This window comes from Microbacterium sp. Nx66 (assembly GCF_904066215.1).
Lineage (GTDB): Bacteria > Actinomycetota > Actinomycetes > Actinomycetales > Microbacteriaceae > Microbacterium > Microbacterium meiriae.
Genome location: NZ_LR880474.1, coordinates 316,576 through 341,053, shown reverse-complemented (window position 1 = coordinate 341,053; position 24,478 = coordinate 316,576). Strand labels below are relative to the sequence as shown.

At 72.0% G+C, this 24,478-nt stretch carries 24 protein-coding genes; 7 read left to right on the top strand and 17 right to left on the bottom strand.

The genetic code is table 11. The annotated features are described in order from the left end of the window. Nucleotides 1-52: 52 nt before the first annotated feature. The 13 genes from MICNX66_RS01555 to MICNX66_RS01495 all read right to left on the bottom strand — a co-directional run bounded on the left by MICNX66_RS01555 (nucleotide 53) and on the right by MICNX66_RS01495 (nucleotide 14,370). Nucleotides 53-2,131 carry an iron ABC transporter permease gene (locus tag MICNX66_RS01555; protein WP_187663040.1) on the bottom strand — a complete coding sequence of 693 codons (2,079 nt, stop codon included), beginning with the start codon at nucleotides 2,129-2,131 and terminating at the stop codon, nucleotides 53-55. Beyond that, the gene (locus tag MICNX66_RS01550; RefSeq protein ID WP_187663039.1) at nucleotides 2,128-3,159 is read right to left on the bottom strand and encodes an ABC transporter substrate-binding protein; all 1,032 of its coding nucleotides are present in this window, start codon (nucleotides 3,157-3,159) and stop codon (nucleotides 2,128-2,130) included. The genes MICNX66_RS01555 and MICNX66_RS01550 overlap by 4 nt, the downstream gene beginning before the upstream one ends. A 24-nt stretch (nucleotides 3,160-3,183) precedes the next feature. Continuing rightward, nucleotides 3,184-4,023, bottom strand: coding sequence for an ABC transporter ATP-binding protein (locus tag MICNX66_RS01545; RefSeq protein WP_187663038.1), 840 nt, complete (start codon nucleotides 4,021-4,023; stop codon nucleotides 3,184-3,186). A gap of 1 nt (nucleotide 4,024) precedes the next feature. Beyond that, nucleotides 4,025-4,981 (bottom strand): siderophore-interacting protein, encoded by a 957-nt coding sequence (locus MICNX66_RS01540; RefSeq protein WP_187663037.1) that lies wholly within the window; start codon nucleotides 4,979-4,981, stop codon nucleotides 4,025-4,027. Next, on the bottom strand, nucleotides 4,971-5,771 hold the full coding sequence (locus MICNX66_RS01535) for an ABC transporter ATP-binding protein (protein WP_136051913.1): 801 nt from the start codon (nucleotides 5,769-5,771) through the stop codon (nucleotides 4,971-4,973). The genes MICNX66_RS01540 and MICNX66_RS01535 overlap by 11 nt, the downstream gene beginning before the upstream one ends. Continuing rightward, nucleotides 5,768-6,841 (bottom strand): FecCD family ABC transporter permease, encoded by a 1,074-nt coding sequence (locus tag MICNX66_RS01530; RefSeq protein ID WP_187663036.1) that lies wholly within the window; start codon nucleotides 6,839-6,841, stop codon nucleotides 5,768-5,770. The genes MICNX66_RS01535 and MICNX66_RS01530 overlap by 4 nt, the downstream gene beginning before the upstream one ends. Continuing rightward, nucleotides 6,838-7,881, bottom strand: coding sequence for a FecCD family ABC transporter permease (locus MICNX66_RS01525; protein WP_187663035.1), 1,044 nt, complete (start codon nucleotides 7,879-7,881; stop codon nucleotides 6,838-6,840). The genes MICNX66_RS01530 and MICNX66_RS01525 overlap by 4 nt, the downstream gene beginning before the upstream one ends. A gap of 32 nt (nucleotides 7,882-7,913) precedes the next feature. Continuing rightward, nucleotides 7,914-8,939 (bottom strand): iron-siderophore ABC transporter substrate-binding protein, encoded by a 1,026-nt coding sequence (locus MICNX66_RS01520; protein ID WP_187663034.1) that lies wholly within the window; start codon nucleotides 8,937-8,939, stop codon nucleotides 7,914-7,916. A gap of 234 nt (nucleotides 8,940-9,173) precedes the next feature. After that, nucleotides 9,174-9,377: a cold-shock protein gene (locus tag MICNX66_RS01515; RefSeq protein WP_025104028.1), complete on the bottom strand. Its 204-nt coding sequence runs from the start codon at nucleotides 9,375-9,377 to the stop codon at nucleotides 9,174-9,176. A gap of 73 nt (nucleotides 9,378-9,450) precedes the next feature. Next, nucleotides 9,451-12,315, bottom strand: a complete 2,865-nt coding sequence (locus tag MICNX66_RS01510) for a helix-turn-helix transcriptional regulator (protein ID WP_187663033.1) — start codon at nucleotides 12,313-12,315, stop codon at nucleotides 9,451-9,453. 65 nt (nucleotides 12,316-12,380) lie between these two features. Then, a complete protein-coding gene (locus MICNX66_RS01505) occupies nucleotides 12,381-12,599 on the bottom strand; it encodes a hypothetical protein (protein WP_187663032.1) in 219 nt (72 codons plus the stop codon). 132 nt (nucleotides 12,600-12,731) lie between these two features. Continuing rightward, on the bottom strand, nucleotides 12,732-13,820 hold the full coding sequence (locus MICNX66_RS01500; protein WP_232089160.1) for a DUF998 domain-containing protein: 1,089 nt from the start codon (nucleotides 13,818-13,820) through the stop codon (nucleotides 12,732-12,734). A gap of 94 nt (nucleotides 13,821-13,914) precedes the next feature. Next, nucleotides 13,915-14,370, bottom strand: coding sequence for an SRPBCC family protein (locus MICNX66_RS01495; protein WP_187663031.1), 456 nt, complete (start codon nucleotides 14,368-14,370; stop codon nucleotides 13,915-13,917). Between the two features lie 101 nt (nucleotides 14,371-14,471). Between MICNX66_RS01495 and MICNX66_RS01490 the strand changes: the two genes are divergently transcribed. From MICNX66_RS01490 to MICNX66_RS01460, 7 genes are all read left to right on the top strand, one after another. Beyond that, nucleotides 14,472-15,509, top strand: a complete 1,038-nt coding sequence (locus MICNX66_RS01490; RefSeq protein ID WP_187663030.1) for an FUSC family protein — start codon at nucleotides 14,472-14,474, stop codon at nucleotides 15,507-15,509. A 101-nt stretch (nucleotides 15,510-15,610) separates the two neighbouring features. After that, complete coding sequence (locus MICNX66_RS01485) at nucleotides 15,611-16,270, top strand: DNA alkylation repair protein (protein ID WP_187663029.1); 660 nt, start codon at nucleotides 15,611-15,613, stop codon at nucleotides 16,268-16,270. Nucleotides 16,271-16,283: 13 nt separating this feature from the next. Beyond that, nucleotides 16,284-16,997 carry a purine-nucleoside phosphorylase gene (deoD, locus tag MICNX66_RS01480; RefSeq protein ID WP_187663028.1) on the top strand — a complete coding sequence of 238 codons (714 nt, stop codon included), beginning with the start codon at nucleotides 16,284-16,286 and terminating at the stop codon, nucleotides 16,995-16,997. 110 nt (nucleotides 16,998-17,107) lie between these two features. Beyond that, nucleotides 17,108-17,479, top strand: a complete 372-nt coding sequence (locus tag MICNX66_RS01475; RefSeq protein WP_187663027.1) for a hypothetical protein — start codon at nucleotides 17,108-17,110, stop codon at nucleotides 17,477-17,479. Between the two features lie 68 nt (nucleotides 17,480-17,547). Next, nucleotides 17,548-18,111: a GTP-binding protein gene (locus MICNX66_RS01470; protein ID WP_187663026.1), complete on the top strand. Its 564-nt coding sequence runs from the start codon at nucleotides 17,548-17,550 to the stop codon at nucleotides 18,109-18,111. Further along, a complete protein-coding gene (locus MICNX66_RS01465) occupies nucleotides 18,108-18,608 on the top strand; it encodes a hypothetical protein (protein WP_187663025.1) in 501 nt (166 codons plus the stop codon). Before MICNX66_RS01470 ends, MICNX66_RS01465 begins: the two co-directional genes overlap by 4 nt. A gap of 24 nt (nucleotides 18,609-18,632) precedes the next feature. Continuing rightward, entirely contained in the window at nucleotides 18,633-21,281 is a 2,649-nt protein-coding gene (locus tag MICNX66_RS01460; RefSeq protein WP_187663024.1) for a DEAD/DEAH box helicase, read from the top strand. A 15-nt stretch (nucleotides 21,282-21,296) separates the two neighbouring features. Here the strand turns inward: MICNX66_RS01460 and MICNX66_RS01455 are convergent, their stop codons facing one another. From MICNX66_RS01455 to MICNX66_RS01440, 4 genes are read right to left on the bottom strand one after another with little or no spacing between them, the layout of a single operon-like run. Continuing rightward, the gene (locus tag MICNX66_RS01455) at nucleotides 21,297-21,686 is read right to left on the bottom strand and encodes a VOC family protein (protein ID WP_101847682.1); all 390 of its coding nucleotides are present in this window, start codon (nucleotides 21,684-21,686) and stop codon (nucleotides 21,297-21,299) included. 42 nt (nucleotides 21,687-21,728) lie between these two features. After that, nucleotides 21,729-22,679 (bottom strand): D-alanine--D-alanine ligase family protein, encoded by a 951-nt coding sequence (locus MICNX66_RS01450; protein WP_187663023.1) that lies wholly within the window; start codon nucleotides 22,677-22,679, stop codon nucleotides 21,729-21,731. Continuing rightward, the gene (gene alr / locus MICNX66_RS01445) at nucleotides 22,676-23,797 is read right to left on the bottom strand and encodes an alanine racemase (RefSeq protein WP_187663022.1); all 1,122 of its coding nucleotides are present in this window, start codon (nucleotides 23,795-23,797) and stop codon (nucleotides 22,676-22,678) included. Before alr ends, MICNX66_RS01450 begins: the two co-directional genes overlap by 4 nt. Further along, complete coding sequence (locus MICNX66_RS01440; RefSeq protein WP_187663021.1) at nucleotides 23,794-24,477, bottom strand: M15 family metallopeptidase; 684 nt, start codon at nucleotides 24,475-24,477, stop codon at nucleotides 23,794-23,796. The genes alr and MICNX66_RS01440 overlap by 4 nt, the downstream gene beginning before the upstream one ends. Between the last annotated feature and the right edge of the window lies 1 nt (nucleotide 24,478).

Below are 24,478 nucleotides of genomic sequence, written 5' to 3'. Positions count from 1 at the left end.
GAATGGCCCCATTTCCTCCGGAGATGGGGCCATTCGGGCGATTCGAAGCGGGTCAGCGGGAGCGCCAGAGCAGCCAGACGAAGTACGGGGCACCGATCAGCGCGACCACGAGACCCGCCGGAAGCTGCGCGGGGGCGATCACCGTCCGGCCGATCGTGTCCGCGATGCCCACGAGCAGCCCGCCGAGGAGCACCGCCGTCGGGATCACTCGCGAGTGCCGCGCGCCCACCAGGGCCCGCGCCGCGTGCGGCGCCACGAGCCCCACGAAGCCGATGACCCCGATCGCCGTCACGCTCAGCGCCGCGAGGACGGCCGCCACCAGCAGCAGCGTCAACCGGACGGGCTCCAGCCGGATGCCGACCAGTCGCGGGGTGTCCTCATCGAGCGACAGCACGTCGAGCTCCCGGCGACTCATCACCACGAACGGCACCGCGATCACGAGGACGATCGCCAGCGGGATGACCTGCTCCCACACCCGCCCGTACGTCGTCCCGGAGAGCCAGGTGTAGATCTTCGGGGTGTCCCACGGGTTCGAGCGCAGCAGGAAGAAGGTCGTGAGGGAGACCGTGAAGTACGAGACCCCGATGCCGATGAGCAGGAAACGGTCCGCGTTCAGGCCGCCCCGCCACGACAGCAGGTAGACGAGGGCGAAGGCGAGCAGCGAGCCGGTGACGGCTCCCGCGATCATCCCGCCCGTCGACGACGTGATGCTCGTGATCACCAGCACCGCGCCGAGCCCGCCGCCGCCGGTGACGCCGAGGATGCCCGGGTCGGCGAGCGGGTTGCGGCTCACCCCCTGGATCACGGCGCCGGAGAGCGCGAGCGCGGCGCCGGCGACCACGGCGGCCACGATCCGCGGCGCGCGCTCGTCGAGGGCGAAGGCGATGGGCGCGGGAGCCTGCCCCTGCAGCCATAGCGCGATGTCGCCGGTGAGCAGCCAGGTGTGCCCGGCGAGCAGTCCGAGCAGCAGCACCCCGACCACGCCGAGGGCGACGAGGGCGAGGGTGATCCGGAAGCGCAGGCGGCTGCGCACCCCGAAGCGCACCCGCGGAGGCTCGCGCGTGGGACCGGCGTCGCGGAGGCGTCGGGCCATGAGCACGAGCACGATCGCGCCGAGCAGCGTCGTCGCGACGCCGGTCGGGATGAGGATCGCGGCCTCCGCGCCGATCAGCGCGCGCAGGAGGGCGTCGGAGAGGATGACGACGAGGGCGCCGAGGAGCCCCGACGCGGGGATCAGCAGCAGATGGCGGTTCAGGCTTGGCACCACCCGCGTCAGCAGCCGCGCGAGCACCGGCGCACACAGCCCGACGAAGCCCATCGGCCCGGCGAGCGTCACCGCGACCGCCGTGAGGGTGACCGCGAGGAGGATCCCGATGGTCCTGGTCGACCGGATCGGCACGCCGAGCGACGAGGCGGTGTCGTCGCCCAGGGACAGGATGTCGAGGCGCCGCGCGAGCACGAGGGCCAGCACCGTGACGACCACGACGACCGGAGCCGCCTGCAGGAACGCGGTGAGTCCGAGCTGCGACAGGCTCCCGCTCCCCCAGGCGAGCAGTCCCTTGGTCTCCTCGTCGAACAGGATGAGCAGGGTCGAGGTCGCGGCCTGGAAGGCGAGCGCCAGCGCAGAGCCCGCGAGGATGAGGCGGGTCGTGGACGACCCCGCCCCTCCGGCGAGTCCGAGCACGATGCCCGCGGCGACGATGCCGCCCGCGAACGCCACCGCCCCGGAGGCCCACACCGGCACGGCGATCCCGAACGCGGCGAGCGCCGTGACGGCGAGGTAGGCCCCGGCGGTCACGCCGAGCGTGTCGGGTGACGCGAGGGCATTGCGGGCGAGGGACTGCAGCAGGATGCCGGCGACGCCGAGGGCCACGCCCACCGCGACGCCGGCGGCGAGCCGCGGCACCCGCGATCCCCAGAGGACGTCGGCGTCAGCGAACACCGCGCCGCTCGTGCCCTGCGTGAGGTGCCAGCAGGCGACCGCCACCAGCACGACGGCGAGAGCGACGAGCACGCCGACGCCCGTCCACACCGCGGGCTTCCGACCCTCCGCCCCCACGCGGACGGCGGACGCCGGGGCGTCAGGCTCCGCGGTCGCCGTCGCGTCGTCGAGGCGGAGGGTCTCCGTCACTTCGAGAGCACCTCGAGGTAGCCGTCGATGATCTGCGCGGTCGAGCGCGGGCCGCCGAAGGTCCAGATACCTGCCGGGAACGCGGTCAGGCGGTCCTCCGCCACCGCGGGGAGCGAGGTCCACGCGGGGTTGTCCGCGAGGGCGTCGACGAAGCTCTCGGAATCCGGGTCCGCGGTGCCGGTGTAGAACAGGTTCGCGTCGCCGACCGTCGTCATGCCCTCGACATCGGTCTGCCCGAGGCCGTACACGGGGTCGACCTCGCCGGTCCAGGCGTTCGTCAGCCCGAGCTCCTCGCCCACCTCGCCGACGAGCGAACCCTGGCCGAACGGACGCAGCGCCACGTTGCCGCCGTCGACCCAGCCGTCGAAGAACACGAAGTCGGTGGTGGCGAGGTCGCGGTCGGCGAGCTCGGCCTTCGCGGTGTCGAGGTGCTCCTGGAACTCCTCGGTGACGACGTCGGCCCGCTCCCCGCGGCCGGTGACCTGGGCGATGAGGTCGAAGGTGTTCAGCATCTTGGCGATCGGGTCCTTCGCATCGGCGCCGATCGTCGCGAGCACGGGCACGTCGTAGGCCTCGAGCTGCGCGACGATGGGGTCGTCCGCGGCACTGACCTCGACGATCACGAGGTCGGGGTCGGTGCCGAACAGCGTCTCCAGGTTCGGCTCCTGGCGGGTGCCCACGTCGACGACGCCCTCCGGCAGCTCCTCCGCGGTGACCCAGGTGCTGTACCCCTCGGCGTCGGCCACCGCGACCGGCGTCACGCACAGCGACAGGGCGTCCTCGATCTGCTGCCACTCGAGCACCGCGATCCGCTCGGCCGGCGTGTCGAGCTCGACCGTGCGGCCGAGGTCGTCGGTGACGGAGACCGCCCCGGTCGAGGTGCTCGTGGTGTCGTCCGTGCAGCCCGCGCTCGTCGAGGTCGGGGCGTCCGATCCCTCGGCGGACGGCGTCTGCGTGGTGCCACAGCCGGCGAGCGCGAGGGTGAGGGCGCCGCCGAGGGCGAGCACGGCGAGGGAGGTCTTCTTCATCGGTGGTTCCTTCAGGGGTCGGGATCAGGAGGCGGAGGGGGCGCGGAGGCGACCGTGGTGGCGGCCGCGCGGACGCACCCGCACCAGCCCGGTCTCCTCGTCGAGGGCGGTGTCGATGCGCAGGCCGTACACGTGCGAGAGGTTCTCGCCGGTGAGCACTTCGGCGGGCGCCCCCGCCGCGTGGACCCGGCCGCGGTGCATCAGCACGACGTCGTCGGCGACCGAGGCGGCGTGGTCGAGGTCGTGCAGCACGACGCCGAGCGCGGTGCCGTGGTCGTCGGCGAGCTCCCGCACCAGGTCGAGGGTCTCCACCTGGTAGCGCAGGTCGAGGTGGTTGGTCGGCTCGTCGAGCAGCAGCACCCCGGTGTCCTGGGCGAGTGCGGTCGCCAGCCAGACGCGCTGCAGCTCGCCGCCGGAGAGCTGGTCGACCGGACGGGCGGCCATGGCGGAGAGGCCGGTGAGGGCGAGGGCGCGCGCCACGGCCGCTCGGTCGGCGTCGCTCACGCCGGAGAACCGTCCGCGGTGCGGGTGGCGGCCGTAGGCGACGACGTCGGAGACCTCGATCCCGGACGGGTGCGGCCGGGACTGCGACAGCATCGCGACGGTCTTCGCGAACTCCTTGGCGGAGAGCGTGGCGGCGTCGCGCGACTCCGCGCCGCCGACGCGCACGGTCCCCGCATCGATGCGGTGCAGCCGCGCGAGGGCGCGGAGGACGGTCGACTTGCCGCTGCCGTTCGGTCCGATCAGCGTGGTCACCCGGCCCGGCGCGAGGCGCAGGGATACGTCGTGCACGACCCGGGTGCGGCCGTAGCCGAGGACGAGGGACTCCCCCTCCAGGCCGTGGCGATCGATGGCCTCGGTCATCTCAGCCCCGCATCGCGACGCCGCGGCGCCAGTAGCCCATGAACGCGACCTGTGCGCGGTCGACGCCGAGGTCCTTCACGAGGTGCCGACGCAGCGTCGTCACGACACCGCTCTCGCCCGCGATCCAGAAGTAGCGGCCGGCGCGGTCGTCCTCACGGGGGATCTCCTCCCCCAGGCTCGAGTACTCGGGGGTCTCCCACAGGAGGTCCTCCCCCTCGATGTCGGTGACGCGGATCTCGTCCTGGGCGTCGTCGTCCCCCAGATACTCGAGCACCGCGGGGATGAGGCGAAGGCCGTGCGGCTCGCCGATGTCGCGCGGGAGCCAGTGCACGTCGACCCCGGCCGGCACGTCGATCGCGAGCACGTCGGCGGGCGACGGCACCTCGATGAACGCGACGCCGCGGAGGTCACGCGGGGCGTCCTCCAGGATGCGGGCGATGGCGGGGGCCGCGGTCTCATCGCCGACGAGGACCACCGAGGTCGCCGCCCCCGGCGCGTACTCCGCCCCGCCGTGCGCGACGACGCCGCGGCGCGGGCCGACCAGCCACAGCTCCTGACCCACCGCGGCGGTGCTCGCCCACCGCGAGGCCGGACCGGTGAGCCCCGGCTCCAGGTGCAGCACGAAGTCGATGTCGACCTCGGTGCGGCCGTCGTCGTCGACCCGCAGCTCGCGCACGGAGTAGGTGCGCATCGAGCCGCGCTCCTCCTCCGGGACGGACAGGTACGAGCCCCACCAGTCGTACGTCGACCGGTCGATCTCGGCGAGCACGCCGGACGCGGGCGGGAAGACGAGCTTGACCCGGCTGTCGTACACCTCCCCCGGCGTCCCCAGCTCGCTGAGCTCCTCGCCGCCGAGCGTCACCCGCACGAACGACGGGGAGACGCGGTCGACGCCGCGCACCTCGGCGCGGGTGAGGATGTAGGTCGGGCGCTCGGTCGTGGTGGATTCAGCGGACATGATGCCTTCCGATGGGGGTGACCATCGGCTTGCCGGAGACCGGGTCGATGGTGATCTGGTTGGGGAGGCCGAAGACCTCCTGCACGAGTTCGGCGGTGACGATCTCCTGCGGGGCGCCGATCGCGTGCACGCGACCGTCCTTCATGGCGACCAGCTCGTCGGCGTAGCGCGCCGCGAGGTTGAGGTCGTGCAGCACCATGACGATCGTGGTGCCGCGCGCGACGCTGAGGTCGGTGAGCAGGTCGAGCACCTCGACCTGGTGGGCGACGTCGAGGAACGTCGTCGGCTCGTCCAGCAGCAGGATGTCGGTCTCCTGCGCGAGGGCCATCGCGATCCAGACGCGCTGCCTCTGACCGCCGGAGAGCTCGTCCACGCTGCGGTCGGCGAGGTCGCTGATCCCGGTCGCGTCCAGGGCGTCGGCGACGACCTCGTAGTCGTGCGCGCTCCACCGCGACAGCGCCCGCTGGTGGGGATGACGTCCGCGACCGACGAGGTCGGCGACGGCGATGCCCTCGGGGGCCACGGGCGACTGCGGCAGCAGGCCGAGGATGCGCGCGACCTCCTTCGTGGGGCGGGCGTGGATGGACTTCCCGTCGAGCACGACCTCCCCGTCCCCCGGCGACAACAGGCGGGCGAGGGCGCGCAGCAGCGTCGACTTGCCGCAGCCGTTGGCGCCGACGATCGTGGTGATCTTCCCCGGCGCGATCTGCAGGTCGAGGCCCTCGACCACGGTGCGGTCGCCGTAGGAGAGGGTGACCCCCTCGGCGGACAGGCGGTGGGCGGCGGTCACAGCGAGCCTCCGGTGCGGTTGGTGCGGATGAGCAGGTAGATGAGGTACGGCGCGCCGACGACGCCGGTGACCACGCCGACCGGGTACCGCGCGCCGAGCGCGAACTGGGCGATGAGGTCGCCGCCGAGCACGAGCACCGCGCCGACGAGGCCGCTGGGCAGCAGCAGCGTGGCACCGGGACCGGTGAGCCGCGCGGCGATGGGTCCCGCCATGAACGCGACGAACGCGATCGGCCCGGTGGCGGCGGTCGCGAAGGCGAGGAGGGCCACGGCGCCGAGGATGAAGACGAGGCGCGTGGCGGTGACCCGCACGCCGAGCCCCGCGGCGGACTCGTCCCCGAGCTGGAGCGTGCCCAGCGCCCGGCCCTGCGAGAGCAGCAGCGGCACGAGGATCGCGGCGGCGATCGCCATCGGCAGCACCCGCTCCCACGACGCGTTGTTGAGGCTGCCGGTGAGCCACTGCATCGCGGTCTGGATGTCCCAGTTCGCGGCCCGGGACAGCAGGTAGGAGATGACGCTCTGCAGCATCGCCGCGACGCCGATCCCGATGAGGATGAGGCGGGTGCCCGCGAAGCCGCCCTTGATGGCGAGGAGGTAGATCGCCAGCGCGGTGACGAGGGCGCCGACGAGCGCGAGGAGCGAGACGGCGGGGCCGTTGAGCGAGAGCACGACGATGCCGAACACCGCGGCCGCGCCGGCCCCGTTCGAGATGCCGATGATGTCCGGCGAGGCGAGTGGGTTGCGCAGCATGGTCTGGAACGTCACGCCCGCCATGCCGAACGCGAGGCCGGTGAGGACGGCGAGGACGGCGCGCGGCAGGCGCAGGTCGCCGACGGTGAACGACGCACCGGGCACCGTCTCGCCGAGGATCACGCGGACGACCTCGTCGAGCGGGTAGAACGTGTTGCCGACCATGAGCGCCACCGTGAAGAGCACGACCACGACGGCCCCGAGCGCGACGGTGACCACGGCATGACGGCGGTGGCGTGCCCGGCGGCCGGCGATGACACGCGCGGTGCGGGCGGCGGCGGACTCGTCGCCGCGGACGAGGGTGTGCTCGGTCGTGCTCACAGCTCCCGCACCTTCTGTCGGCGGACGATCCAGATGAAGAACGGCGCCCCGATGATCGCCGTGATGATACCCACCTGGATCTCCTCGGACGACGGCGAGATCACGCGTCCGACGATGTCGCTCGCGGTGAGCAGCGCGGCGCCGGCGAGGGCCGAGAACGGCAGCAGCCAGCGGTGGTCTGTGCCCACGAGCATCCGGCACATGTGGGGGACGATGAGCCCGACGAACCCGATCGGCCCTGCGATCGCCGTCGCCGCGCCGGCCAGGATGACCGCACCGAGGGCCGACAGCATCCGGGTGCGCAGCACGTGCTCGCCGAGCCCCTTGGCCATGTCGTCGCCGAGGGCGAGGGAGTTCATGCCGCGTGCAGACAGGAAGCAGATGAGGGCGCCGACCGCGAGGACCGGGGCGGTGATCGCGATCCGCGGCCACTCCGCCCCGCCGACGCCGCCGATCTGCCACGACTGGAACGTCTGGAGCAGGTCGACCCGCGGCAGCATGACCGCGCTGATGAGCGAGGCGAACGCGGCGGAGGTCGCCGCCCCCGCGAGGGCCAGCTTGAGCGGGGTGGCCCCGCCACGGCCGAGGGAGCCGACGGTGTAGACGAACACGGCGGCCGCCGCGGCGCCGACGATCGCGAAGGCCATCTGCCCGTAGGGATTGCTGAGTCCGAAGAACGCGATGCCGAGGACGACCGCGAACGAGGCGCCGTTCGAGACCCCCAGGATGCCGGGGTCGGCGACGGGGTTGCGGGTGACGGCCTGCATCGTCGCTCCCGCGAGGGCGAGGGCCGCCCCCACGAGGAGCGCGAGCACCGTGCGGGGGATGCGCTTGACGACCGCGGCCTGAGCGATCGTGTCCGACTGCCCGGAGAGCGCCGCGAGGATGTCGTCGAGGGTGACCGCCCGCACCCCGAACGACACCGAGAGCACGGCGAGCACGAGGATCACACCGACCCCGGCGAGCAGCCAGAGGGTGCGCACCACCGCCGGACGCCGCAGGGTGGCGGCGTCCGGCGCGAGGACGGGTGCTGAGATCACGACGACTCTCCGCTGGGGGGCGGACGCGGGGCTTACTTCGCGAGCGGCGCGGCGAGGATCGCCAGGTAGTCCTCGAGACCCCACGGGATCGACAGCGCCGACGGGTTCGCCGATGCGGCGATGGGGGTGGCGTCCGGGAGGATCGCGACGCGGCCCTCCGCGATGGCCGGGATCTTCGACAGCAGCGGGTCGGCCTGCAGCGTGGCGAGGGTGGAGTCGTCGCCGTAGGTCACGAGCACGTCGACGTCGTCGAACTTCTGCGCCTCCTCGGCGCTCACCTCGAGGTAGAACTGCTCGCTGTCCTTGTTCTCCTCCACGATGGCGGGGAGCGGCAGGCCGAGATCGTGCAGGTAGCCGGGGCGCGTGTCGGCCGCGGTGTAGTAGCCGATCTGGCTCAGGTCGCTCGGGTCGAAGTAGGCGAACAGCACCTTCTTGCCCTCGAGCGCGCTGTTGGCCGCGAGGGCCGCGTCGGCGTCGGCGTGCAGGTCCTCGATCAGGGCCTCGCCCTCAGCCTCGAGCCCCAGGGCCTTGGAGTTCATCTCGACCATGTCGTCGACGGACGTGCCCCACGCGACGTCGGGGTAGGCGACGACCGGGGCGATCTTGGAGAGCGTGTCGTACTCCTCCTGCGTGAGGCCGGAGTAGGCGGCGAGGATGACGTCGGGCTCGGTGTCGGCCACGGCCTCGTAGTCGATGCCGTCGGTCTCGTCGAAGAGCACCGGGGTCTCGCCACCGAGCTCGTCGAGCTTCTCCTCGACCCAGGGGAGGATGCCGTTGTCGTCGTCGTCGCCCCAGGTGGCCTTGCTCATGCCGACCGGGACGATGCCGAGGGCCAGCGGCACCTCGTGGTTCGCCCACGCGATGGTGGCCACGCGCTCGGGCTTCTCGTCGATGGTCGTCTCGCCGTAGACGTGCTCGATGGTGACGGGGAACGCGTCGTCGGAGGCCGGGTTGCTCCCGGCGGACGCGGTCGACTCCGGCGCGGAGGACGAGCAGGCGGAGAGCGTCACGGCGAGCGCGGCGGCCGCGCCGAGGGCGAGAAGTCGAGAGGTGCGCACAGGCGTTCCCTTCGGGATGGGAGATGGGGTGTCGACGCGAGAGCGTCCGGCCTTTGGTAAGCCTCGCCTAATCTAACACGGAGGTTAGGACTGCCTCACTCCCGTTTCGAATCGCTCACCTTGTCCCATCCGGCGCCCGGATGCCGCAAAGTGGGCGATTCGAAGGTGTCGGGGCAACGAAAAAGCCGGCCGGACCCGTACGGATCCGGCCGGCTTCAGGAAGTCAGCGCACGCTCAGAGAGCGCGGATGTTCGCCGCCTGCATGCCCTTGGGGCCACGCTCAGCGTCGAATTCGACCTTCTGGTTCTCGCGGAGCTCCTTGAAACCGGAGCCGGCGATAGCCGAGTAGTGGGCGAAGAGGTCTTCGGTGCCGTCATCGGGAGCGATGAAGCCGAAGCCCTTCTCTGCGTTGAACCATTTCACAGTGCCAGTGGCCATGTGTTTTCTACTTTCTGTTGACCGGCCGCTCGCGCGGCCTGCATCATGCCGATGATCCGACATGCATGCTCGGTCACGCTACCACGGCCGACTGACCGGATGCCGCCTCTTCGGCCGTGCGATGGGCGAGTGCCGCTTCGGTGCGCGTGCTGACACCGAGTTTGCGCAGCACCGCCGAGACGTGCACGCTGACGGTCTTCACACTGATGAACAGGCGCTCCCCGATCTGGCGGTTGCTCAGGCCCTCAGAGATCAGGGCGAGTACCTGCCGCTCCCTGGCCGTCAGCTGCTCCGCGTCGGCCTCGCGGGGTCCGGTCGGACGCACCCCGGACGCATCGCCGAACCGTGTCAGTGCCTTCTGCAGCGGCACGTGGCCGAGGCGCTCAGCGATCGCCGTCGCCGTGGCCAGCACGGCAGCCGCCTCGGCGCGCTCCCCGGCGGCGACGTGCAGCCGGGCCCGCTCGAGCCGGAGCACCACCCGGAACGTCACCGGAACGTCGTCCCCGTCCGCACACACCAGCGCCTCGTCGACCACCGCCGGCTCCGGTTCGAGAAGGGCGTGCAGCACCGTCGACCACGCGTCGTCCTGGAGTTCCGGCGGCTGCGCCTCCCAGGCCGTCCGCACCGCCGCGACCGCCGCATCGACGTCCGCCCCGCCCGCACGCAGCGCCGTCACGAGGGCCCCCGCCTCCAGGAGCAGCCGCCGCTGATGCAGCAACGCCGGACGCTCGTCCTCCAGCATCGCCAAGATCACGTCGAGCGCTCCGCGGAGGTCGCCCTGACTCTCGGCGACGGCGACCTGCATCGTGATCCGGTCGTACCAGATCTGCCGCTCCGAGACCCCCGTCTCCTCGAACGCCGGCAGCCACTCCCGCAGGGTCTCCGCGGCTTCCGCGGCCCGGCCCCGCCAGGCGAGCACCCGCACCCGGGTCATGCTCACGTACATCCGGAACACCCGCAGCGTGCCCTGCAGGAAATCGCGGGCCAGCATGTCCTCGACCTGGTCGATCTCCCCGAGCTCGAGCAACGGCACGATCATGTTCTGCGCCATGATCGAGCCCGAGGTGCGCTCGACGCGGAGCTCACGGGCTCGCCGCAGACCCTCCTCGGCGACGGCGACGGCCTCCCGGTAGCGGCCCAGCAGCGTCAGCAGGTCGGAGTAGTTGACGCGGTAACGCATCTCGGCCGTCGATCCGGCGGCGAGGTCGCGTGCCCGTCGGTACTCGCGCACCCCCTCCGCGACCCGTCCGAGGTGCGCCAGCGACCCGCCACGGACGTTCGCGGCGATCGAGAGCTGGTCCGTCGTCGGGGCGCCCGCCGCCCGGCGCTCCGCCTCGTCGGCGAGGCGGATGGCCTCCTCCCGGTCACCCGCGATCATGCGACGACTCGCGAGCTGATTCAGCAGTTCCGCACGGAACACGTCGTCGTCGACCCGCTCGGCGAGCGCCAGCGCCTCCTGAAGCAACGGGACGGCTCCGAGACGCCCGAGGTTGACGAGGTACAGCGCCTTGTTGCGCAGCAGCCGGGCGTGCAGTCGCGGGTCGACCGTCGCCGCGTCGACCTCGCTCAGCGCGACGTTGGCGACCGCGAGCGCGCGCTCCCCGTCGCCGGCGTTGCGCAGGACCGACCCGAGCACGTGGAGGAGGTCGAGACGCGCGAAGCCCGTCGCCTCCGCCGCGTCAGGCACGAGCGGCCAGAGCTCGAGGACGAGCTCCCCGAACCGCGCCGCGCTGGCGAAGGCGTACTGGGCCTTCGCCTGCCGCATGGCGTCGGCGGCGGCCGCGATCGCACGACGATCGTCCTGCGCGAGCTGCCAGTGGTAGGCCGACGCCGCCGCGTCGTCGCCCCTGCCCTCCTCCAACGCCTCGGCGTAGGCCCGGTGCAGCCGCGCCCTCTCGCCGGGGAGCAGGTCGCCGTGCACGGCCTCCCGCAGCAGAGCGTGGCGGAACCGGTAGTCGTCCTCGCCGACGACGATGATGCCGCTGCGCACGGCCTCACGGACGGCGTCTTCGACACGATCCTCCGGAAGGTCGACGAGGCGCAGCAGCAGCGGATCCGTGAGCGGCCGCTCGGCGCCGGACATCACCTGCACCACCCGGCGCGCGTCGTCGCCGAGGCGGTCGAAGCGGGCGAGCAGCAGGTCGCGCAGGCTCTCCGGCAGGGGGCCCTGGGCGCACCCGGCGATCTCCTCGACGAAGAAGGGGACGCCCTCCGCGCGCACCTGCAGCCGCTCCAGCGCCGTCGCGGTCGGCGCGCGTCCCGTGATCTGTGCGACCAGCTCGCCGACCGCATGGTCGTCGAGGCGCGGCACGGTCATCCGTTCGAGCAGTCGCGCCCTCGTGGCCTCGCCGATGAACCGGCTCACCGCGTCGCCTCGGCGCACATCGTCGGTGCGGCAGGTGATGAGCAGCAGGAGGCGGCCGCGGTCGAGCGTGCGCAGCAGGAAGGAGAGGATCGCGAGGGTCGAGTCGTCGGCCCAGTGCAGGTCTTCGACGACGATGACCTGCGGCGCCAGCTCCGTGGCGGCCTCGATGAGGGAGGCGATCGCGTCGCGCAGGCGTTCGGGGCTGGTGCGGTCGCGAGCGGCGGGGGCGTCGACGAGCTCGGGCAGCAGCATGCCGAGCGCCTCGACGCCCACGCCGACCGCCTCGCGCACACGCTCCGCGCCCAGCCGCTCCACGAGCGAGCGGAGGATGCCGGCGAGCGGGCCGAACGGGGCGCGCGAGGTGCCGAGGTCGAGACACCAGCCCCCGTGCACGTCGGCCGCGGTCGCGATCTCGGCGCTGAACTCCCGCACCAGCCGGGACTTGCCGATACCCGCCTCGCCCTCCACGAGCAGCGCGGCGGGCACACCCTGGCGCACGCCGTCGAACAGGCGGCGCATCCCGGCGAGCTCGGCATCACGCCCGACCATCGCGGCGGTGGGGGCTGGGGCCATGGACCCATCGTGCCACTGCCCGCGGACATCCGGAGGGCCGGGGAAGGACAGGACGACGCCGTCCGTCATCGGGCGACGGCCGGATCGCACGCCGCTGTGCGCGGAGCCTGCGGCGCCGACGCTCGCCCGCGTCCGAGGCGCAGCAGCCGGCGCAGCGGACCCGCAGGACGCGGCACGATCTGGTCCGCGTGCTCGATGAGCATCCGGCGCCGGGCGACCGCGCGCTCGATCTGCTCCTGCTCGAAGACGGTGACCTGATGGATGAGGGAGGGGTGCTCGAACATGATGTCTCCTCGACGGTTCGGTGTATCCCTACACTCCGCTCTGAGGTGCCCCCTCGACATCGGACGGATGCCCTATCTTCCGCGCCCTCTTCCCGCCCACCTCCCTACGCCGACGCAGGCCCCCGCGCCGCATCAGGCTCCTGGTCCACCCACCCGCCTGAGCCCGCGCGAACGCCTGCCCTCCCAGAGCGAGCGCCGCGCGGACGGACGGGTCCCCTCCGGCACGACGATCGCGAGCACCCGCACGAGCGTCGTCATCCACAGCAGTCCGAGCCCGACGACGACCGCCTCCACCGCGGTCACCGGGAAGAAGCGGAGCGGCCACCACAGCAGCACGGCCCCGACCACGAGCACCCCGACGGCGACGGAGGTCACCACGAGGGCCAGGGGCCGACCGGGGACGATCAAAGTCGTCGCCGCGGCAGCCCCGAGGAAGAGGAGCAGCGCCGCGACGGCTGCGATGTCGTGCGGCACGGGGGCTCGATACAGCGGCAGGAGCCCGACCGCGGCGAGAGCGAGCCCGGCCGCCGCCCACAGCACGACCACGGTCGCGATCCGGGACAGCGCGTGGTCCCCGAGCAGCCGATGCAGATCGCGACCGATGTACGAGCCGACGGTGGCGACCAGCAGCCCGGCGACGACGAGGGTGCCGTTGAACGCCCACCCCACCCCGAGCTGCGAGAAGTTCTCCTCCCACCACCGGGGGTCGACGGCGGTCACCATCGCGAACAGCGTGCCGATCACGAGGAACCCGAACAGGAGCCCGGCGAGGTCCGCGGTCCGGAGCCCGATTCCCGCACCGAAGGCGAGTCGTCCGCCGACCGCGGCCGCGACCCCCGTGAGCAGCCCGCCGCCGATGGCTCCGAGCGCGAGGCCGCGCAGGCCCGCCGCGAGCACCTCGGCCGTGAGCAGCACGCCCATCGCCGTCACCGCCCCGAACGCGACGGTGAGAGCGGCGGCCGAGAGGCGCGACACGACCCGTTGCCAGCGCGGCATCGCGGCTGGCTCATCGCGACGGTGCAGGAGAGTGCTGACGACGAAGGCCAGGGCCGCGACACTGCCGGCGACCCCCGCAGCGGGCAGCGCCAGTCCTCCCTCACCCGTCAGCGGCCGCGGCGGGCCGGCGAGGAGCAGCGCCCCGGCGAGAGCTCCCCCGACGAAGCAGACCACGGTCGCGAGCACGGCACGCCCCTCGCCGCGCAGACGCTCCCTCGTGTCCATGCGCCCATGCAAGCACGCCCCTCCGACGCCCGCAGCCCTCACACGCGACGAGGCCCGGGCCGCGCGCAGCGGTCCGGGCCTCGAAGAGGATGCGTCAGGCGTCCACGTCACCGCGCCAGGCGCCGGTCTCGACGCCACGGCCCTCGATGAACTCCTTGAAGTTCTTCAGGTCCTTCTTCACCGCGTGGGATCCGGCGCCGACCAGGGCACCGACCTTCTCCAGGAGTCCCTCCGGCGCCCAGTCGAGCTGGACGGTCACACGCGTGGTGTTCTCGTCGATCTTGTGGAACGTCACGACGCCCGCGTGCTCGGTCTCGCCGCCGACGCTGTTCCACGCGACGCGCTCATCCGGGTGCTGCTCGGTGATCTCGGCGTCGAACTCACGCTCCGCGCCGCCCACGTTCACCTTCCAGTGCGTGTGGGTCGCGTCGATCTGCGTGATGGAGACGACCTCGTCGAGGAACTTCGGGAAGCTCTCGAACTGCGTCCACTGGTTGTACGCCGTGCGGACGGGAACGTCGACGTCGATGGTCTCGATGATCTGCACCATGGGGATGCTCCTCACTTGTTCGTCGTTCGTGTGCTTCCATTCAGCCCGCTGCGGGCGAGATCGGCGATGGGGTTGACATCGGCGCGACTACCGTGGAGGTCATGCGCATCCCCGCCGCGATCCGCGCCTCCCAGCGCTCCCCCCTGCTGCAGGTGGTGAAGTCGGCCGCGGCGACCATCGCCGCGTGGCTGATCGCGGGCTTGGTCTTCCCCGGGCAGCTGCCGGTGTTCGCCGCGATCGCCGCGCTGCTGGTCGTGCAGCCCAGCGTCAACCAGTCGCTGTCGAAGGCGCTGGAGCGCAGCATCGGCGTGATCGTCGGCGTGGTGATCGCTGTCGGCCTCGGCCTGCTCCTCGGCTCGCCGAGCTGGATCGTGCTGCTCGCGATCGTCGTCGCGATGCTCGTGGCATGGATCTTCCGGGCGTCCCCCGGCACCGGCAACCAGGTCGCGATCTCGGCGATGCTCGTGCTGGCGCTCGGGTCGTCGAGTCCGGAGTACGCGATCGCCCGGATCGGGGAGACCCTCATCGGGGTGGTGATCGGCATCGTCGTGAATGCGCTGATCGTGCCGCCGGTGCTCGTCGAGCCGGCGCGGCGGGATGTGGGGCTGCTCGGACGGGAGCTCGCCGCGAGCCTCGACCGTCTCGCGGACGCCCTGCCCGCCCCGCAGACTCCGGCGCGGCTGCAGGAGCTCATGCTCGAGGTGCGGCTGCTGCGACCCATGAAGGACGCCGCCGAAGCCGCGATCGCCGCCGGGGAGGAGTCGCTCACGCTGAACCCCCGGCGCTCGACCCATCGCGCCGACCTGCAGGAGCTGAGGGCGCTGCTCGACCGGCTCTCGCCCATCGTCACGCAGACCATCGGCATGACCCGCGCCTACTTCGACCACTACGACGACCGGCTCGGCGAAGAGCCCGCGGTGGCCGCGATCGCCGAGCAGCTCCGCCGGGCCGGGCACGACGTGCGTCTCGCGGTGCAGACCACAGCGCCCTCTCCGGAGCCCGAACCGCTGACCTCCGCCATCCCCGCGCTGACCGCTCCGCTCGTGATCCGTCCGCCGTCCTCGCAGCACTGGATCCTCATCGGCTCCCTCATGGAAGACCTCCGTCGCATCCGCGGCGAGCTCCTCGACGAAGACTGAGTACCGACCCGCCCCCTTTCGCACCTCCCGGCCCCCTCTGTGCGTTCGCAACGGGCCGGGACGCACCGAAAGGGGTGGGTCGGCGGGGTTACCCTGGCGGGATGACAGTCGAGGAGGCGCTGGCGGAGCTCGCGGCACTGGAGGACCCGAAGCAGCGCGCGGCGAACGAGAAGCGCGGCGACGACCACGGCATCAACCTGAGCCGCATGCGCGCCCTCGCGAAGCGCATCAAGACGGACCAGGCCCTGGCGCGGGAGCTGTGGGCGACCGGCGAGACGTCCGCCCGGCTCCTGGCCCTGCTCGTGTGCCGTCCGGCCGACTTCACCGCCGACGAGCTCGACACGATGCTGCGCGAGACGCGGCCGCCCAAGGTGAACGACTGGTTCGTGAACTACGTCCTCAAGAAGTCGCCCCTCGCCGAGGAGCTGCGCCGGCGCTGGTTCGACGACGCCGATCCCACCGTCGCCGCCGCCGCGTGGTCGCTCACGACGGTCCGCGTGACGAAGGACGCCGACGGCCTCGACCTGCCGCACCTGCTCGACCTGATCGACCGCGACCTGCAGCAGGCCCCGCCGCGCCTGCAGTGGGCCATGAACGAGACCCTCGCGAACATCGGCATCTTCCATCCGGACCTGCGGGGACGGGCGGTGGAGATCGGAGAACGGCTCCAGGTGTTGGCCGACTACCCCACCGCCCCCGGCTGCACCTCGCCCTTCGCGCCCCTCTGGATCGGGGAGATCGTCCGGCGTCGCGAGGGCTGAGTACGCTGAGCGGATGAGCACCCACATCGCCGCGGAACCCGGTCAGATCGCCCCCGTCGTCCTGTTCCCCGGCGATCCGCTGCGGGCGAAGTGGATCGCCGAGACCTTCCTCGACGACGCCGAGCTGTACTCGGAGACGCGCGGCATGCTGGGCTTCACCGGCACCTGGGAGGGGCATCGGGTCTCCGTCCAGGGCTCGGGGATGGGGCAGCCGTCGATGGCGATCTACGCGACGGAACTGTTCACGGAGTACGACGTGCAGACGATCGTCCGGGTCGGATCCTGCGGCGCGCTGACCGAGAAGCTCGCGGTCCGCGACATCATCATCGCCAACGGCGCGAGCACCGACTCCGGGATCAACCGCGTGCGCTTCCACGGCCTCGACTACGCCCCGCTCGCCGACTTCGCCCTGCTGCGCGCGGCGGTGGAGGCGAGCGAGTCGGAGCCGGTGTCGTCCACGGTGCACGTGGGGCCGCTGTTCTCGAGCGACCAGTTCTACAGCACCCGGCCGGAGCTCACGGAGCCCTTCGTGCGGCACGGCATCCTCGGCGTCGAGATGGAGGCGGCAGGGCTCTACACGCTCGCCGCGTTCCACGGGCGCCGCGCCCTCGCGATCTGCACGGTCAGCGACCACATCGTCACCGGCGAGGAGACCACGGCCCAGGAGCGCGAGCAGACGTTCGGCGACATGGTCCGCATCGCCCTCCGCGCAGCGACCTCGGTCTGAGACTGGCCCCCTCGTCGAGTAACGTTATACACTTCACAGGTCGCGCGGCGCCGGGGACGACCGCACAGGGCGGTCGCTGCTGCGCGCGATGAAGACGACTGGGGAGAACCATGGCCACGCAAGATCAGCTCAACACGCTTCTGGCGGACATCGAGCGCGACATCAACGGATTCATCGGGGCGTCGATCGTCGACCTCGAATCAGGGCTGCCGCTCGCCTCGAGCTCCGTCCGTCCGGACTTCGACCTCGAGGTCGCGAGCGCGTTCAACAGCGAGATCGTGAAGAACAAGAAGCGCACGATCGATGCCCTCGGCATCGATGGCGAGCTCGAGGACATGCTGCTGACGCTGAACACGCAGCTGCACCTGCTCAAGATGCTCGACGACGATCTGTTCATCTACCTGGCCGCCGATCGGCAGGCCACGAACCTCGCCCTGCTGCGCTCCTCGGTGAACCGCCGGGTCGCCGCCCTCGGCGCGTGATCCATGAGGCCGTGGGGAGCGGCCTCGGGAGAGGGCGACAGCGAAAGACCGGTCCCGGGGAGCGGACGATGAGGCGCCCCCGGCGCCGACGGACCGACCTGCCTCAGCGGTACCGGGTGATCTTCGCCGGTCCGGTGGGCGCGGGCAAGACGACTGCGGTCCGCGCTCTGAGCGACGTCGCGCCGGTGGACACCGACGTGCCGATGTCGTTCGCGAGCGGTGACGGCAAGACCACCACGACGGTCGGGCTCGACTACGGGACCTGGCGGCCGACGCCCGAGGTCTCCATCGCGCTCATCGGCATCCCGGGGCAGCAGCGCTTCGCGTCGGCACGGCAGCGCGTCTCGATCCCGGGCACCCGGGTGCTGCTCTGGCTGCGCGGCGACCGCGACACCCTCGTCGCCGACGCCGACGAGTGGCTGGACGTTCTCGCGGGCGAGGAGCATCGCGTCGTGATCGCCGTCAGCCACACCGCCGGACGAGCGATCGGCGATATCCGGCGCGCGCTCGCCGCCCCCCTCGCGCGACACGGCATCCCCGCCTCGCGCGTCCTCGCGGCCGACGCGCGCGACCGCGACAGCGTGATGCGTGTCGCCGGCGCCGCTCTCGATCTTCCGGAGGAGAAGCCATGACCGGACCCGCCCGGCGGCACGACGCCGCCGCGACGCCCGATCCGTCCCGCATGCACCCCGACGTCGCCGGCAACTGGGCCCTGTGGTCGCGCATCGTCGGCCCGTCGGCGCAGACCCGTCTGCAGCAGTTGGAGGAGCGCTTCCCGGAGCTGACGACCGCGGTCCTCGGCACGGCCGACGGCCTCCACATCGCCTCGCTCGGCGTCGACCAGGACGGCGGCGAGCAGCTCGCGGCGATGAACGGCTCCCTGTTCGGGGTCGCGCGAGCCGAAGCCGAGATCATCGCCGGCGGGACGGAGCCGACCCTGTCGGCCATCGTGTCGCTGTCCATCGGAGAGAACCAGATGGCCCTGCTGAGCTTCATCCTCGCGCCGTATGGCCAGCTCCTGCTCTCGGTGTCGGCCTCGTCGTCGCAGCTCGGGACCGTGATCGTGCACGCGCGCTCCACGGCGTACGAGCTGCTCACCGCGCTCGGGGTCACGGGATCGGCGACATGACGCAGATGGGATGATCGAAGCACCATGAATCCCACGCCGCGGCTCGAACCCTCTCTCGTTCCCGACGCGGCGGACCCCGACGCGGTCTACCTGACGTTCGTGGAATGGGCGGAGTCGACCGGCATCCGCCTCTACCCCGCGCAGGACGAGGCGCTCATCGAGATCGTCTCCGGCGCGAACGTCGTCCTGTCCACGCCGACGGGCACCGGAAAGTCGCTCGTCGCGGTCGGAGCCCACTTCGCGGCGATGGTCGGCGGCCGCCGCAGCTACTACACGGCGCCGATCAAGGCCCTCGTCAGCGAGAAGTTCTTCGCGCTGGCAGAGGTGTTCGGCGCCGAGAACGTGGGGATGGTGACGGGAGACTCCGCCGTGAACGCGGACGCCCCCATCATCTGCTGCACCGCCGAGATCCTCGCGAACCTGGCCCTGCGGCAGGGTGATGCCGCCGACGTGGGCCTCGTCGTCATGGACGAGTTCCACTTCTACGGCGACCCGGACCGCGGGTGGGCCTGGCAGGTGCCGCTCCTCGAGCTCCCACAGGCCCAGTTCGTGCTGATGTCCGCCACCCTCGGCGACGTCACCACCCTCGCCGCCGACCTGACGCGTCGCACAGGACGGGAGACCGCCTCGGTCACCGGAGTGGAGCGCCCGGTCCCGCTGCACTTCTTCTACGAGACGACGCCCATCCACGAGACCATCGACGACCTGCTGAACACGGGACAGGCCCCGGTCTACATCGTGCACTTCTCGCAGGCGGCCGCCATGGAGCGGGCCCAGGCCCTGTCGAGCACGAAGGTCGCGACGCGTGAGCAGCGGGACGAGATCGCCGCCCTCATCGGCGGCTTCCGCTTCACGACGGCGTTCGGCAAGACGCTCTCCCGCTTCCTCCGGGCCGGCATCGGCGTGCACCACGCCGGCATGCTGCCCAAGTACCGCCGACTCGTGGAACAGCTCGCCCAGCGCGGTCTCCTCCGGGTCATCTGCGGCACCGACACCCTGGGCGTGGGCATCAACGTCCCCATCCGGACCGTGCTGCTCACCGCGCTGACGAAGTTCGACGGCACCCGGATGCGCCAGCTCAACGCCCGGGAGTTCCATCAGATCGCGGGGCGGGCCGGACGCGCCGGCTACGACACCGCTGGTACCGTCGTCGCCCAGGCGCCCGAGCACGAGACGGAGAACCTCGCCGCGATCCGCAAGGCCGGCGACGACCCGAAGAAGAAGCGGAAGATCATCCGCAAGAAGGCCCCGGACGGGTTCGTGTCGTGGGGAGAGCCGTCGTTCCGGAAGCTCATCGATGCGACGCCGGAGACCCTGACCTCGCACATGCAGATCACCAGCGCGATGCTGCTCAACGTCATCGCCCGGGGCGATGATGTGTTCGGGAACGTCCGCCGGCTCGTCTTCGACAACCATGAGCCGCGCGCCCGGCAGCGTGCGCTCGCCCTCCGCGCCCTCGCGATCTTCCGGACGCTCCGGGAATCGGGCGTCGTGGAGACGTTCGACACGGGCGTGCCCGGAGCACCGAAGGGGGTCAGGCTCACGGTCGACCTGCAGCCCAACTTCGCGCTCAACCAGCCGCTGTCCCCCTTCGCCCTCGCGGCGTTCGATCTGCTGGACCCTTCGACGGGCTCAGGGACCCAGGAAGGCTCAGGGACCCACCCTTCGACAGGCTCAGGGACCCAGGAAGGCTCAGGGACCCACCCTTCGACAGGCTCAGGGGCCCAGGAAGGCTCAGGGACCCAGGTGGGGACGGGGTCGTACGCGCTGGACATGATCTCGATCGTCGAGGCGACGCTGGACGATCCGCGCGCCGTGCTCAGCCAGCAGGAGTTCCTCGCGCGGGGCGAGGCGGTCGCCGCGATGAAGCGCGAGGGCATCGAGTACGACGAGCGCATGGAGCTCCTCGAAGGGATCACGTACCCGAAGCCCCTGGAGGAGCTCCTCGACGCCGCCTTCGAGACCTTCAGCGCTGCGCAACCGTGGATCCGGGACTTCGCCCTGCACCCGAAGTCCGTCGTCCGTGACATGTACGAGCGGGCCATGTCGTTCGGCGAGTACGTCGCGTTCTACAAGATCGCCCGCTCCGAGGGCGTCGTCCTGCGGTACCTGTCGGACGCGTACCGCGCCGCCTCCCAGACGATCCCCGAGGAGCGGAAGGACGAGGACCTCCACGACCTCATCGCCTGGCTCGGCGAACTCGTGCGCCAGATCGACTCCAGCCTGCTCGACGAGTGGAGCGAGCTGACCGCCGGGACCGCCGCCCGCGGCGAGACCGACGAGCCGATCGTCCCGCCCGCACCGAAGCGCCTCACGAGCAACACCCGCGCCTTCCGCACGCTCGTCCGCAACGAACTCTTCCGGCGCGTGCAGCTCGCCGCGCGTGAGGACGTGGATGCGCTGGCCGAGCTCGACCCGTCGTTCGGCGCCGCCGCCTGGTCGGACGCGCTGGATGCGTACTTCGCCGAGCACGACGACATCGGCACCGGACCGGACGCCCGCAGCTCCCGCATGCTGCTGCTCACCGAGGGTCCGACCGCCTGGACGGCGCGGCAGATCATCGACGACCCGGTCGGCGACCACGACTGGGGCATCAGCGCCACCGTCGACCTCGCCGCGTCGGACGAGGCCGGCGAGGCGGTCGTGACGGTGACGGCGGTCGACCGGCTGTGAGCGAGGCGGGCCCCGTCAGGCCTGCATGACAGCGAGCACGTTCCCCGCCGGGTCGCGGAACCACGCGATGTCCGGCCCCTGCCCGTTCCCGCGGACGATGCCGCGGGAGTCCGACGGGAACTCGTCGTCGCCGTAGATCTTCGTCTGCACGCCGCGCTCGTTGAGCTCCTCGACCGCGGCGTCGACGTCCGCCACCGGGAAGTTCAGGATCGTGAAGCTCGCCGGGGTGTGGTTCGGTTTCGCGTAGACGAGGATCGACCCGCCGCGGGGCAGGCGCAGATCGAGGAACCCCATCGCGTTGACCTCGACGTCGAGCCCGAGGGTCGTGCCGTAGAACTCTTTCGCCGCGTCGATGTCGTCGACGCTGAAACCGCTGAACGCGTTCTCCGCTGTGAAGGCTGCCATGCCCCCAGCATCCGCCTCCGCACGCGCCGTGTCGAGCCCCTCTCACACGGCCGCTCGGACGAGCCTGCCCACGAGGTCGACGTAGTCCACCCCGGCCGCCGCGAACATCCGCGGCACCTGGGAGGCGGCGGTCAGCCCCGGCATCGTGTTCACCTCGTTGAGCACAGGGCCCTCGTCCGTGAGGAAGAAGTCCATCCGGGCGACGCCGTCGCACCCCAGGGCATCGAACATCGCGATCGCCGCGCGCTTGAGCGCCGTCGTGGCGGCTGTATCGAGCTGCGCGGGAACCGTGAAGCGGGCCGTGCCGTCGTACTTCGTCGCGGTGTCGAAGAGCCCGGGCGCGTGGATCTCCAGGGGCGGGGCGGCCCACCGCACCCCGCCCTTCTCCCGCAGCACGGCGACGTCGATCTCCCGTGCGTGCACGACCTCCTCGACCAGGATCCGCCGGTCGAACCGCGCTGCTCCCCGCAGCGCCGTGAGCAGGTCGCCCTCCTCCGTCACCAGGCTCACGCCGTGGCTCGAGCCGGCCGTGACCGGCTTGACCACGACCGCGCCGTCGAACTCCACATCGCCGATGTCCTCCGCGGCGACCAGTCGCCCCCTGGCGGTCCGCAGCCCCACGGCCTGGGCCACCAGCTTCGTGGCCCATTTGTCCATGCCGATCGCCCCCGCCCCCAGCGCGGATCCGACCACGGGGACCCCGGCGAGCGCGCACAGCGCCGCGAGGGCGCCGTCCTCCCCGAGCGCCCCGTGCACGGCCGGGAACACGACGTCGCTCGCCGCGAGCAGCGGCAGGGCCTGCTGCAACGATGCCGCCGGACTCACGCCGGGCGGGATGCCGTCCGCGCGCCACACGCCGTCGCGGTCGATCGTCACGGCCGTGACGCTGTGTCCGCCCAGCCGCAGCGCCGCAGCGACCGCCGCGGCCGACGCGAGCGACACCTCGTGCTCCGGGTTCTGTCCCCCTCCGATGACCAGGACCTTCATCGTCATGCCACGCTCCTTCTCACTCGCGGGCCGATGCCCGTGACGATGGTGTGCGGGATCGTGCCCGCCCACCGCGCCCACTCCTGCACCGACGGCACTGCGCCGCCGTCCGGCCCGAACACCGTCGCGACCGCTCCCCGCGGGAACGCCCTCCCCCCGGTGTCGACGACGATCTGATCCATCGACACCCTCCCGACGATCAGGTGCCGTTCCCCTCCGATCTCCACCCCCGCACCCGGCCCGACCTCCCGCGGGATGCCGTCCGCGTACCCGACGCCCACGACGCTCAGGTGCGTGGCCGTCGCCGTCGTGTGCGTGCCCCCGTAGCCCACGACGGTTCCGGCCGGCACGGCGGCGCTGTGCACCACGGGCGCGGTGAACCGGGAGGCCCCGACCAACGACACCGTCTCGGACGGGTCGATCCCCACGAGGGCGGCCCCCACCCGCACCATGTCGAAGTGCGTGGCGGGGTCCGTGAGAGCCCCCGACGTCGCCGCGAGGTGCACGAGCAGCGGTCCGAACCCGGCGCGCAGGACCGCGTCCCTCCCCTGGCGCATCCGCAGCATCGCGGCCGCGTTCGCCCGCGGATCCGCGGCGTCCGCGCAGGGGAGGTGCCCCATCACCCCGACGACGTCGATCCGTCCACGGGCCGCCCTCGCCGTGCGCAGCAGAGTGTCCCAGTCCTCCACGGGACACCCTCCGCGCGCCATCCCGGTGTCGAGGTGCAGGTGCACCCGCACGGAAGCGGTGGCATCGGCCGCGAGCTGGCGCAGCTCCTCGACGGAACCCACGGCCACGTCGACCCCCGCAGCGGCCGCGAGCGCCGCGTCGATGCCCGCCGGATGCAGCCAGGCGAGGATCGGCACGCGCAGGCCGGCCTCGCGCAGCGCGACCCCCTCGGCGACGTCGGTGACCCCGAGCCACTCGGCTCCCGCGGCCACGGCGGCGGTCGCCACCGCCACCATGCCGTGACCGTAGGCGTCGGCCTTGACCACGGCCATGACGGGAACCGCAGCGGCGGCCCGCACGCGGCGGAGGTTCTCGGCGACGGCACCCGGAAGGGTGGACAGGGTCGGTGCGTGCAGGCGGGACAGGGTCGCCCCCTCCGGGAGCACCGCGGTCATCGCTGCATCCTCGGGTCTTCGGTGGCATCGGCGTACTGTGCGGGGCAGCCGTCCTCGACAGCCTCCGGTCGCAGCTCGTAGTGCCAGGACTCGTTGGCGTAGGTCTGGCAGAGCCCGTAGCGCCAGCCGCGCTGGGCGAGCCAGTCGAGGGTGGGGAGCGGACCGAGGTCGACCGCGTCGCCGGAGACGTGCGCCGAGGTCTCGGCGGTCGCCACCCAACGGCGCGCCTCCTCCTCCGAGCCGTAGTCGTCGATGGCGTCGCGGAGCAGCTGCTCCTGCAGCGTGGCCGACCGCCATCCGCTGTTCACGACGAAGGTGACCCCGTCGGCCTCGGCATCGGAGGCGGCACGCTGGAGGGCGTCGAGCAGCGCGGGGTCGAGGTTGCCGACGGCGATCCTGTCGACGTCGAAGACCGTCGGCTGATCGCCGTCGCGGATCACGCCGTCCGCCTCGCTCGGGGCGAGCACCGATCCGGTGGTCGGCGGATGCGGATCGGTGTCGGAGCCGGAGGAGCCGGTGGTGGCGGGCGCGACGATCGGGGCGGTCTCGGCGAACGCGGCCGAGAGCGACTGCTGCACGGCGACGGCGGCGACCACGGCGAGTGCCAGCACGGAGGCCGTGGTGGCGATCCGCCGACGGCGCCGTGCCCGGACGGCTCGGGGGGTGTGGAGGTCGTTCATG